This window comes from Dyadobacter subterraneus, assembly GCF_015221875.1.
GTDB classification, from domain to species: domain Bacteria; phylum Bacteroidota; class Bacteroidia; order Cytophagales; family Spirosomataceae; genus Dyadobacter; species Dyadobacter subterraneus.
Genome location: NZ_JACYGY010000001.1, coordinates 4496529 through 4508803, shown reverse-complemented (window position 1 = coordinate 4508803; position 12275 = coordinate 4496529). Strand labels below are relative to the sequence as shown.

Here is a 12275-nt window from a genome sequence, read left to right as displayed (position 1 = left end):
TATTTTTGATGATAAAAAACATAATTTGGTCAGCGGGATTTTGGACTTTGCTAATACTTCCATTAGCGATCTTTGGTCAGGACCAAAAAACGGTCTCTGATCGTAAATTCAGCGATCCAACAGCTCCTGTTGGCAATAAATCACTGACAGTTCCTGATATAATTCGTCCGATTTTAGATGTCTGGATGCGGGATACGTATGTGATGTATGGTCCGGATGGGAATTACTACCTCACAGGTACAACGGCCAGTCCAAACAGAATTTTCCCAAATGGCACGCCTCACTGCTGGGATTATAACGACGGAATATATCTGTGGAAATCCAAAGATTTAAAATCCTGGCAAAAATTGGGGCTGATATGGAGCTTTGATAAAAACGCGGCAGACTGGCAAAAGAAGGGAAAACCGGTTTTGGCTGGCGCAAAATCTGTTAACAATGATGCTTTGGATTCATTATACCGTGCGGTTTGGGCTCCTGAAATTCACTATATCAAAGGTCAGAAAAGATGGTTAATTGTAGCTTGTCTGAACGGCGGACAAGGTTCATTTATTCTTGAAAGCACGTCAGGAAAACCGGAAGGACCCTATCGAAATATTGCAGGAAATGCTGACAAGCCAATATTTAAAAATATTGATGCCAGTTTGTTTGAAGATGATAACGGCGATGTATATGTAGTTGGCCACAATCATTTCATTGCAAAAATGAAACCTGATCTGAGTGATCTGGCTGAGCCTTTCCGGCAATTTGCAGAAACTCCATACAATCCTGAACCTTATATTGAAGGTGTATTTTTGACAAAACACGACGGAAAATATCAGCTTTTGCAGACGGTTTGGTCTGTGCCTAAAAAAGATGGAACTTATACGTATTTGAAAGACAATGAAAATCCAAAACTGGTATATAGCTATGACGTTGTGGTTGCAGAATCAGCCAATATTAATGGTCCGTACGGCGAGCGGTATCCTGCAATTCTGGAAGGTGGACATAATAATCTTTTTAAAGACAAAAAGGGCGAACTTTGGTCCTCAACCTTTTTTAATCCACGTGGATTGAGAGGTGCAAAATATTCGCCGACTTGCAGACCTGCCATCGTTCCGGTAAAATGGAAGAATGGGAAATTGTTACCAGATGCAGTACGTGCAGAGCAGTTTTATTCAAAATAAAATATATGAACAGATTTAATAGCATTGTCCTTCTGATTTGGATATTATTTATCTCAATAGATTTCACTACCAATGCCCAACAAACCACCAAAGCGCCAAAAAACGGAAATAATGTAGCTTCGGTCAAAACAGAGCGGCCAAATATGATCGTCATCCTGGCTGATGATATGGGTTTTTCTGATATTGGTAGTTACGGAGGCGAAATTCCTACACCGAATATTGATATGCTTGCTGATAAAGGACTTAGGTTTTCGCAGTTTTATAATAATGCAAGATGTTGCCCGACACGCGCAAGTCTTTTGACCGGACTTTTTCCGCATCAGGCAGGTATCGGCCGCATGTCAGAAGATCCGGAAGATCCAAAAGCCAATGATGAAGGAACGGATGGATACCGCGGTTATCTCAGCAAAAATTCTGTAACAATTTCCGAAGTTTTGAAAACGGCTGGTTATCATACTTATATGTCGGGCAAGTGGCATGTAGGCATGCATGGAAAAGAAAAGTGGCCGTTGCAAAGAGGTTTTGAAAAGTTTTACGGAATACTTTCAGGCGGATCAAGTTATCTGAAACCGTTTCCACCGCGCGGTATTACAACCGGAAATAGTGATCCGGCTTATGATTTTCCGGATGATTATTACACAACAAATGCTTTCACGGATAACGCAATCAATTTCATAACTGAACAAAAAGACAAAAATCCATTCTTTTTATATCTGGCATATACCGCTCCGCACTGGCCCTTGCAAGCGCAGGAAAAGGATATTGAATTGTTCAAGGATAAATATCTGATCGGTTGGGATTCTGTAAAACATGAAAGGCTGAGAAAACAAACGGTTATGGGAATTAATAAAACCGAGTGGGGTCTTGCTCAACGGGAAATGAGGCCATGGAATGAACTCAGTGCTGCGGAACAAAAGGATGTTGCGTACCGGATGAGCGTTTATGCGGCCCAGGTTTACCGAATGGATCAGAACATTGGAAGACTAATCGCTACGCTGAAAAAGGAAAACAAACTGGATAATACGCTTATTGTTTTTCTGTCTGACAATGGTGCTTGTGGTGAGCCTTACAAGGAACTGGGCGGAAAAGGGCAGGAGGAAATAAATGATCCGGGCAAATTCTGGGTGGTATCGTACGGAACGGGTTGGGCAAATACCTCAAATGCACCTTTCAAAAAATGGAAAAATTCCACCTATGAAGGGGGAATTGCAGCTCCGTTTATTGCTTACTGGCCAAAGGGAATTAAGGAAAAATCGGGAAAATGGAGTACAACGCCACATCATATTATTGACTTGTTACCGACTTTAATTGACGTCGCCGGCGTAACTTATCCGAAATCATTTAATGGAAATTCAATCATGCCCACGGAAGGATTAAGTATGTTACCTGATTTTATAAAAGGCGACAGTAAAACCCACGATTACATGTATTGGGAGCATGAAGAAAACTGTGCGGTTAGACATGGAAACTGGAAAGGTGTGAAACGTTTACCTGCCGGGAAATGGGAACTTTACAATCTGGAAATTGACCGAACCGAAAGAAATAATGTAGCAGATCAACATACTGATATCGTAAAAGATCTGGATGAAAAATGGCAAAACTGGGCTGATACGCACAAGGTTTTTCCAAAGGGTAGAAATTATTTCAAGTAATATTTTGAAAATAACGACAAAACCAAACATCGAAGAATTACGAATTTGTAATCCTTCGATGTTTGATGTAATTCAAAAAAGTGGAAACTTATTAAACGTTAACAACAATTTTCCCCACAGTTCTTGCACTTTCAATCTGTTCATGCGCCTCTGCCATTTGGTCAAAAGAGAAGGTTTTGGAAACATGCGATTTGAGTTTTCCTTCGGCTAAAAGTTTTGCCAGAAAGTGCATGTCCTTTCCGTTTGATTTAACCAGCATAAACTTTCCATCAATGTTTCCGGGCTTTAATTTTTCCGTCAGCGCATCATTAAATTGAGTAACAATACTTATAATCTTACCACCATTTTTAATTACAGGTAAAGAATTAATGATGTTATCCGGACCTAGACAATCAAGTACAAAATCAATATCTTTGGTGCTATCTGCGAGCGTTTGTGTTTGATAATCAATATGTTCGTCCACTCCCAAAGAAAGAACAAAATCCTTATTTGTAGCAGAAGAAGTCCCGATAACATAGGCGCCCAGATATTTCGCAAGCTGAACGGCGTAATGTCCCACACCGCCGGAAGCCGCATGAATCAAAACACGGTCGCCTTTTTTAATACCGGCATCAGTGAAAACCTGTAAAGCCGTTAGAGGAGCAAGGGTTGCCGCAGCCGCTTCGTCGTGGGATATTTCAGCTGGTTTCAAAGCAAGATGTTCGGCCGGTGCGGCTATATATTCTGCATAAGCATTGCCAACGCCTGGAAAATTTACCATGCCAAAAACTTCGTCGCCGACATTGAACAAACCGGATTTGGATTCTGTAACAACGCCCGAAATATCCCAGCCCAAAACCAATTCTGTTTGTTTACTGACATTGCCGTATTTGTAAACGCCTCCGCCTTGCCGGGTTTTCGCATCAACCGGATTTATACTGATTGATTTTACTTTGATCAGTACTTCATCAATCTTAATTTCTGGTACCGATACTTCTTTTATTTTCAAATTTGCGGTTGACCCTGGTTCAACCAATACGATAGTTTTCATTTGCTTGCTTTTGATTATGAAGCAAAATTATACTATCGAAATGGTTTAATATTAGTATATATTTTCGCTAAGTTGGTATATTTGCAGCATGCAAAAAGAAGTATTACACGCGCCGTATTCCATTCAGTATGCTACAATGGATGTATGTCCAATGCCTGAGCACACGCACACTTTTTTCGAACTGGTTTATGTTCGTTCAGGCACAGGTTTGCAGTGCATCAATAAAAGCAGCTTTGCCTATCATCCCGGACATTTGTTTTTACTTACACCAGAAGATTGTCATTCCTTTGATATTCAGACGACCAGCGAACTTTTTTTTCTCCAATTCAACGATATTTATATTCAAAATAACGGCCTGGTTGCAGAAAATATAAAAAGACTGGAATTCATTTTACAGAATGCCAATCATGAGCCCGGTTGTATTTTCAGAAACAAGGATGATAAAATGCTGGTAAAGCCAATTATTGAAGCAATTATCCGTGAGCAGGAAACAAGGGATATTTATAATCAGGAACTGGTTCATCAGCTGGTCAATACGCTCATCATTATAATAGCAAGAAATATCGCCAAATTCCTTCCGGAAAAAGTCAATATTTCAACCGAGGAAAAAGCAATTGATGTGCTGCAATATATTCAGAACAATATCTATTATCCTGAAAAATTAAAAGCAGAAAAGATCAGCGCACATTTTGGGATTTCGACTTCGTATCTGGGACGTTATTTCAAAAAGCACACGGGAGAAACGATGCAGGAATACATCAGTGGTTACAAAACAAAACTGATCCGGCACCGCTTAAAATTCAGCGACAAACGGCTGAATGAGATATCGGATGAGTTTGGCTTTACGGACGTAAGCCATTTGAATAAATTTTTTGGCAACCAAACCGGCAGCAGCCCGGCCGCTTACCGGATTATGGTTCGCAATTGAAGACTTTAATTAAGTGACTGCTTTTTAAAAAGTACAGGCGTCATGCCGACCTCTTTTTTAAATAATCTTGAAAAGTAGGACAGGTTATCAAACCCAAGTGCATAGGCAATTTCTGAAACCGATTGCTCCTCAAATTTCAGACGGTTTTTTGCTTCGGATATCAGATAAATGTGAATATGTTCCAACGCCGTTTTGCCACTTTCCTGTTTTAAAACATCGGTTAAATATCCCGAAGAAATATTCAGGCGCTCGGCCATATACTGGACGGAGGGAAGTCCTTTACTATTTAATAGTCCGTTAGCCAGATAGTTATCCATCTCTTCCACAAATTTACTGACCGTTTTTCCTGAAATTTCAGCGCGGTTGATAAACTGTCTTTTGTAAAAACGCTGCGCATATTTGAGCATCGTACCAACATTGGCCAGAATAATTTCCCGGCTGAATTCATCCTGATTGTTGTTATACTCGTTTTCAATTTTGCGATACAAATCCCAAATCGTAACTTCCTCTTTGGGAGACAAGTGCAGCGCCTCATTGACTTCATAATCGAAATAATGATATTTTTTTATTTCACTATGAAGAATGTGGCCGTTCAAAAAGTCTTCATGAATATACATCAGAAATCCATCTTCATCTAAATGAAGATTTTTCATTTCAACAACCTGTCGCGGTTTTACAAACATCATCGAACCGCAATCGTGATCATATTTGGTACGGCCATAAAGGACAACGCCGGATTTTAATTTCTTAAAACCGATCATGTAAAAATCACTGGTAAACTCCCGATTACCAATCGAACAAGTCCCGTTACATTGATACATACTGAAAAATGGATTTTCATTTGGCGGAAATCCGTTATCGCGGTGCAGGTCGCTGAGGTTTTTATAATGTTTCATTTTTGTTGGATAAATGAAATACAATCTGCAAAGTAAACGATGCAGATTGTATTTCGGTTTCTAAAACTTCTGGTTTTATCAGTGACCGTGCGCTGCTGCTGAAACTTCTTTCCATGCTTCAAACTCAGCCAGGCGTTCATTGTAAACTTGTTTAACGCCAGGGTAGGCTATTTTGCCAAGCAAAAAGTGCAAAGGAGGGTTTTCTGCATCAATAAGTTGTAATACGGCATCTGCGGTAGACTCCGGTTTTCCCCAGGTATCCGGCGTAGCGCCTTCTGCAAATGCTTTTTTGATCGGCGCGTAAACTTCATTGGGTTCAGTCTGGAAAGCGGAAGCACCTGACCAGTCTGTTGAAAAACCGTTCGGTTCAATTAAACTAACGTTAATTCCGAAGCTTTTTACTTCGGTAGCAAGAGTTTCACTCAAACCGTTCACTGCATATTTCGAAGCATTGTAAAGTCCTAAAACCGGGAGTGTTACCAGTCCAAGGAAACTTGATACCTGGATAATATGTCCGCTTTTTTGTGCTCTCATAATGGGGACAACCGCTTGCGTAACCCAGAGAAGTCCAAAAAAGTTGGTTTCCATTTGAGCGCGCGCCTGCTGTTCTGTCGTTTCTTCAATAGCACCAAACAAACCAAAACCTGCATTATTGATCAGCACATCGATGCGGCCAAAATGTTGGTTGGTTTTATTTACTGCGGCAAAACAGTCTTCTCTGTTGTTTACATCCAGCTGAATAGGAAGAACCGCATCTCCATATTCTGCAATCAGATCGTTCAGGTTTTCTACATTTCTGGCTGTTGCAGCAACTTTATCTCCTCTTTCTAATAATGCTTTTGCCCATAATTTACCAAAACCGCGGGAAGCTCCTGTAATAAGAATTATTTTTGACATGATATTTTTCTTTTTTAGTACACTACAAAGGTATCATGACCCCTTGCCGGGTTTTTAACACAAAATCAGGATTCATTGACACATTCCAGCAGTAGGTGCCAGCGGATCAGTATCAACGTAAACTTTTCATCAGATTTTCACGGTAAACCTTACCAACAGGAAGTTTTTTGCCGCTAATGGATAGCTCATTGCCTTCAATGAATTTGATATTTTTAACCGAAGCGATATAAGATTTGTGAATGCGGGTGAATTTTGAGGCGGGGAGCTGCTGCTCAAACTGGATCAGGGTTTGCTTGGACATAATCCGCTCCTGACTGGTGTGAATGAAAATATAGTTGCCGTACGCTTCAACATAACTGATGTCATCGAAAAAGATTTTGGTAAGTTTTTTTTCTGATTTGACCATCATAAACAAATCTTCATCTTTGGTAAGTGATGTAACGTCACTAGTTCTGTTTATCACTTTTTCGGTGGCCTGAACAAAACGGGCGAAGGAAAAGGGTTTGAGAAGATAATCTGTAACCGACAACTCAAAACCTTCAAGTGCATATTCCGGATAAGCCGAAGTAATAATTACAGCCGGGTAAATTTTCAGGGAGCGCAGCATTTCGAAGCCCGAAAGCCTAGGCATGTTGATATCAAGGATGAGCAGATCAATATCTTTTTTACTGAGAATCTGCATCGCTTCAAAAGCGTCTTCGCAACTGGCAGTCAGGGTCAGGTAGGGCACCTGATCGATATAGGTTTTCAGGATATTCCGGGCGATCGGTTCGTCGTCTACGATGATGCAGTTGATATTCATTATCCTAGTTCTATTTCAAGTTTTACTTCAAAATAATGGGTTTTTGCGGCTGTTTCCAAAGTATACTGGCCTGGGTAAATCAGATCCAGCCGCTGTTTTACGTTTTTCAAACCGAGTCCGCCTTTGCTGGCATTTTTGACCGGAATATAATTCGGATCGATTGAGTTTTTAACGGTCATCATAAGGCGACTGTCTGAAATAATAAATCGGATGTGAACAAATGACGGCTGATTTTTTGCCGCTGAAAAGTGCTTGAAACTATTTTCAATAAAAATAATAAGAAGAAGCGGCGCGATGTAATCATCAGAAAAATCGCCGGAAATATCCAGTACGATCTCCGTTTTTTCGCTGAGCCGTATTCTTTCCAGCGCCACGTAATTGCTGATGTAATCAAGCTCCTTTTGAATAGGCACATAATTCTGGTTTGTATCGTAAAGAGAATAACGCAGAAGCTCCGATAATTTCAGCATCAGGTCCGGCAGTTTTTTGGATTCTGTTACAGACAAACCATAAAGATTGTTTAGCGTATTAAACAAAAAATGAGGGTTCAACTGCGCTTTCAAATGTCTTAATTCGTTCTCCTTCTGCTGTTTTTCAAGAATCAGTTTATCAAGCCCGATTTTGAAGATTGTGGCCACAACCGTAAAAGCAATCACACTGAATGTAATATGTTCGTAATGCCAGTTGACACGGTCACTGATAGGAAATAAAAGACCAACGGCGTTAAGAATATAGGGCAAAAGTTTAATCAGCAAGATCACCTGAACCAGATATAAAACAATTCCGATTATCCATTTTCCTCTGTTGAAAAGTGGAACGATCAAAAGATTTTGTGAATAGGACGGGATTGCCAGTTCCAGTGTTTGCTGTAACACAAGGCAAAAAAGTGTCAGGCCGTTCATGCGGTCGGGAAATTCTTTCAAAACAATAAAGAGTACAAAAACGATGACCCAGAATGCCAGCTGAGTGAAAATCCGGTATGGTTTGATGAAAAGGCGCGTCCAGTCGAATTGTTTCATACCCAAAGAAAAAGTAATGAAAGCCGCAAACAAAATTCTGGGGATGAACGACCAGTTTTTGATGACAAACAATTAATCCCCGCTATAAACACGTTCATCACCATCCTTTTACAGTTTGACATATATATTTTTCAGTGTGTTTAGGCGGAGATAATTTTGATCAAACTTTAAAAAACATGAAAACAAAACTGATCATTTTCCTAGCCGCTTTGTTCGGCCTGATTACAATTGCAAAAGCGCAGCCAGATACGCTTAGCCAGGGTTTAATAGCTGATATACCGAAATGGATGGCCGAATACCATATTCCCTGCGTAGGTGTTGGTTTGATTGAAAATGGAAGGATTAAATGGATAAAGAATTTTGGGGATCTACAAAATGGACAACCAGCTCCGAACAATACTTTATTTAACATTGCTTCACAAACCAAACCTGTCATTGCCATGCTTACAGTGAAACTGGTACAGGAAGGGAAATGGAATTTGGATGAGCCGCTGAGCCATTACTGGATTGATCCCGATGTTGCAGGAAATGCTTTCACAGACAAATTGACAACCAGGCTGGTATTATCCCACCAGACAGGTTTTCCAAACTGGCGCTCGGATAATGGGGAAAATAAACTTCAATTTATTTTTGAGCCAGGCACCAGATTCGGCTACTCGGGAGAAGGATTTGAATATTTAAGAAAAGCGCTGGAAGCAAAATTTCATCAGCCACTTAATGTTTTGCTGGATTCGTTTTTGCTCAAACCGCTGGGCCTGAATGATACGCAATATTGGAACGAAAATCTGGATAATACCCGCTTTGCCAGGTGGCATAATGGGCAGGGAAATCTATATTCAACATCCATTCAAACACCTGTCAGCGCTGCTGATGATTTGATCACCACCGTTGAAGAATATTGCAAGCTGGGAATTTATGCCATGGGAAATGCATCCTTGTATACTAAAAAAGAGGTGAGGGTGAAAGAAAATTATTACCGTGGTCTGGGTTGGGGTTTGGTGGAAAATTTACCTGATTATCAGTACGCTTTTGAACATGGGGGCTCTGATATCGGGGTAAGAACAATGGCTATTTTTTTACCCAAATCCAGAAGTGGAATTGTGGTGATGACTAATGGAGATAATGGCATTTTTATTATTGACCGGATTATAAAACGTGCGTTAAGCCAGGGAAATCAGCTGCTTGCCACAATGAATAAAACTGAAAATACGCATAAAAGAATAGTGGTATCGGAAAATATTATCCAAAGTTATAGCGGTATTTATGAGCAGAATAACGGTAAAATCATGAAAGTTGAAAAGGAAGCGAACGGCGTGAAAGTTTCCGGCGACGGATTACCGACAGCAGTATTATTTCCGGAATCCACAACCAGGTTTTTTCTTGAAGGTTACGATGTACAGCTTGAATTTCCTGACGCGACTTCACTGATTGTTTTTGAAAACGGGAAACAGGTTTTGAAAATGAACCGGAAAAAATAAACACTAAGAGTACCGCGCCGCGTCCGCTTAGTGCGCTTTTTGGTAAAAGAAATCCTGAATATCCTTTGCCAGCAACTGCGGCTGTTCCGCAGCGGCAAAATGTCCGCCTTCCGGCATCTGTGTCCAATGCTGAATATTAAAACCTTTTTCAATATACGAACGCGGGGGCGTAGGCAGTTCCTTTGGAAATTTGGCAAAACCAACCGGAATTTTCACAAATTCGTTTTCCCTAAAAGCCACTGGTTTTTTGCTGTTTTCATTATAAATCCGCATAGAAGAATGAATGGTTTCTGTGAGCCAGTACAAAGTGACATTGGCAAGCAGTTCGTCCTTTGAAAATACATTTTCAATATTTCCCCTTTTATCACTCCAGCTGTTAAACTTTTCTATGATCCAGGCGCATAAACCTGTCGGAGAATCATTTAATCCGTAAGCAGCTGTTAGCGGTTTTGTGGCATGCATATGTGAATAAGCACCTTCCCTGGCAGACCAATCCGCTCCAAATTTTTGGAAAGCCAAAACTTCGTCAGATAGCTCCTCGTTTTCTTTAATATAAGGTTTATAAGAACCGGAAATAAAATTAAGATGCAGTCCAGATACGTTTGCCGGATATTTCAATGAAAGCCAGGTGCTGATTCCCGCGCCTATATCTCCGCCCTGCGCACCGTATTGATCATAACCTAATTCCTTCATAAGCTGATGCCATAGTTCAGCTACAACTGCGCTGTTACAACCCGGATCTGTGACTTTACCCGAAAATCCGAATCCGGGAATTGAAGGTATGACAAGATCAAAGGAGAGCTCGGGATCTTCGGTCAGCAGCGGTATCAGTTTCATCATTTCAAGAAAAGAACCAGGCCATCCGTGTGTGATGATCAGCGGAAGGGACCGTTTTCCCTTTCCTTTAATGTGAAGAAAATGAATCTGATATCCGTTAATATCGGCCATGAAATTAGGATATGCATTGATTTCGTCTTCAATTTTTCGCCAGTCAAAAGTATGTTGCCAGTAATCGGTCAGTGATTTTATGTAGGAAAGGTCTGTGCCATAGGTCCAGCCCGATCCATTAATTTCATCCGGCCAGCGTGTATTACTTAATCTGAATTTGAGATCATCCAGTTTTTTCTGAGGTATGTTGACTGAGAATGGTTTTATCGAATTCATTTTCGAGGATTGCATTTTTGTTGATGAAACCAAAGGTTTATTATCTTTTGAGAAAATTAAGCAAGTTGCGGCAAAAGCCATACCAATTTCCATTATTACTTCACGTCTGCTAATTGAATACATAGGATTTTACTTTTACCTTGATGTAAAAGTAGAGCGCCAATTAATGCTGAAAAATGCTTATTTTTAATCTATTAATGATTTTAAAGCATTAAATGGATCTTGATCAAATACGAAACTTCCTGAAATTATCAGAAGAATTACATTTCTGGCGTACCGCCGAAATGGTGAATATTACCCAATCAGCACTCAGCAGGCAGATTCAGACTTTAGAACAGGAACTTGGCCTGCAACTGTTTGAGCGCAATAAAAGAAATGTAAAACTGACTGCCGCTGGTATGTTTCTGAAAGCAAAGTGGACTGTTCTGCTGGATGATCTGAATTATGTCCATTTGTTTGCCAGGAAAATAAGTCAGGGAGAAACGGGTAAATTAAGAATTGCACATCCTGATTCCATATCGTCCTCACTGCTTCCTGATCTACTTTTGAAGATATCTGAAAAGTATCCTGAACTTACCGTTGAGATGCTCCAACTGCTTTCTGAAAATATTCAGATGTCGCTGCTGGATTATAAAATAGACCTGGCCTTTACCCGGCAGGTAAGCGAATTGCCAGGTATCAGTTCAAGAAAAGTTAAAAGTGAGCCTGTTGCACTTTTTGTCCCTGAGCATCATTCTTTTACAAATTATGATGATGTTAGTGCCGAGAGTTTGGCCAGACAGCGTTTTATCCTGCCTGTGGCTGAAAGAAAAAGCAGTTATTATTATTTGGTTTGGGAAATTTTTAATTCATATAATGTTACTCCTCAGGCTTTTTATGAATCGGATTTTGGATCAAGTATTCTTGGACTTGTTTCCAAAGGGTTAGGAATTGCCATTTTACCAGTCAGTTTTGCACAAAATGGAATGCCTCACATTCGCGTAATAGAACTACCATTCTCGACTGATCTTTATATAAGCTGGCGTTCGGATGATAACGGGCCATCATTAACGAACGTGCTCGGTATTATCAAGGATTTATGAAAGCTGCAAAATTCCCTTTTTATTGAACCGTCGAAAGATGATGATATAATGAGGCGAAGATTTAGAGGAATTAATTTCTATCATTTGAATTTCACAAATAATGGATTGATTCTCATAACCAGCAGCCCTTGGGCACCAGGTATCTTTGTATTACAAAAATTAAA

At 40.1% G+C, this 12275-nt stretch carries 11 protein-coding genes; 5 read left to right on the top strand and 6 right to left on the bottom strand.

Going from position 1 to position 12275, the window contains the following annotated elements; all coding sequences use genetic code 11:
* Positions 1-8: 8 nt before the first annotated feature.
* A complete protein-coding gene (locus tag IEE83_RS18790) occupies positions 9-1163 on the top strand; it encodes a family 43 glycosylhydrolase (protein ID WP_194122053.1) in 1155 nt (384 codons plus the stop codon).
* A 5-nt stretch (positions 1164-1168) separates the two neighbouring features.
* Positions 1169-2815, top strand: coding sequence for an arylsulfatase (locus IEE83_RS18785; protein WP_194122052.1), 1647 nt, complete (start codon positions 1169-1171; stop codon positions 2813-2815).
* 91 nt (positions 2816-2906) lie between these two features.
* On the opposite strand, the gene IEE83_RS18780 is transcribed toward IEE83_RS18785, so the two are convergent.
* Positions 2907-3845 (bottom strand): NADP-dependent oxidoreductase, encoded by a 939-nt coding sequence (locus IEE83_RS18780; protein ID WP_194122051.1) that lies wholly within the window; start codon positions 3843-3845, stop codon positions 2907-2909.
* Between the two features lie 88 nt (positions 3846-3933).
* Here IEE83_RS18780 and IEE83_RS18775 point away from each other — a divergent pair, with 88 nt between their 5' ends.
* Positions 3934-4773: an AraC family transcriptional regulator gene (locus IEE83_RS18775; protein WP_194122050.1), complete on the top strand. Its 840-nt coding sequence runs from the start codon at positions 3934-3936 to the stop codon at positions 4771-4773.
* 5 nt (positions 4774-4778) lie between these two features.
* On the opposite strand, the gene IEE83_RS18770 is transcribed toward IEE83_RS18775, so the two are convergent.
* The 4 genes from IEE83_RS18770 to IEE83_RS18755 all read right to left on the bottom strand — a co-directional run bounded on the left by IEE83_RS18770 (position 4779) and on the right by IEE83_RS18755 (position 8387).
* Entirely contained in the window at positions 4779-5669 is an 891-nt protein-coding gene (locus tag IEE83_RS18770; RefSeq protein WP_194122049.1) for a helix-turn-helix domain-containing protein, read from the bottom strand.
* 78 nt (positions 5670-5747) lie between these two features.
* Complete coding sequence (locus IEE83_RS18765) at positions 5748-6566, bottom strand: SDR family NAD(P)-dependent oxidoreductase (RefSeq protein ID WP_194122048.1); 819 nt, start codon at positions 6564-6566, stop codon at positions 5748-5750.
* A 112-nt stretch (positions 6567-6678) separates the two neighbouring features.
* The gene (locus IEE83_RS18760) at positions 6679-7368 is read right to left on the bottom strand and encodes a LytR/AlgR family response regulator transcription factor (protein ID WP_228101874.1); all 690 of its coding nucleotides are present in this window, start codon (positions 7366-7368) and stop codon (positions 6679-6681) included.
* The gene (locus tag IEE83_RS18755) at positions 7368-8387 is read right to left on the bottom strand and encodes a sensor histidine kinase (protein ID WP_194122047.1); all 1020 of its coding nucleotides are present in this window, start codon (positions 8385-8387) and stop codon (positions 7368-7370) included. The genes IEE83_RS18760 and IEE83_RS18755 overlap by 1 nt, the downstream gene beginning before the upstream one ends.
* 176 nt (positions 8388-8563) lie before the next feature.
* On the opposite strand from IEE83_RS18755, the gene IEE83_RS18750 reads away from it, so the two are divergent.
* Entirely contained in the window at positions 8564-9865 is a 1302-nt protein-coding gene (locus tag IEE83_RS18750) for a serine hydrolase domain-containing protein (protein ID WP_194122046.1), read from the top strand.
* Positions 9866-9892: 27 nt separating this feature from the next.
* Here IEE83_RS18750 and IEE83_RS18745 read toward each other — a convergent pair whose 3' ends face one another.
* Positions 9893-11029, bottom strand: coding sequence for an epoxide hydrolase family protein (locus IEE83_RS18745; protein WP_194122045.1), 1137 nt, complete (start codon positions 11027-11029; stop codon positions 9893-9895).
* Positions 11030-11244: 215 nt separating this feature from the next.
* Between IEE83_RS18745 and IEE83_RS18740 the strand changes: the two genes are divergently transcribed.
* A complete protein-coding gene (locus tag IEE83_RS18740; protein ID WP_194122044.1) occupies positions 11245-12111 on the top strand; it encodes a LysR substrate-binding domain-containing protein in 867 nt (288 codons plus the stop codon).
* Positions 12112-12275: the final 164 nt, after the last annotated feature.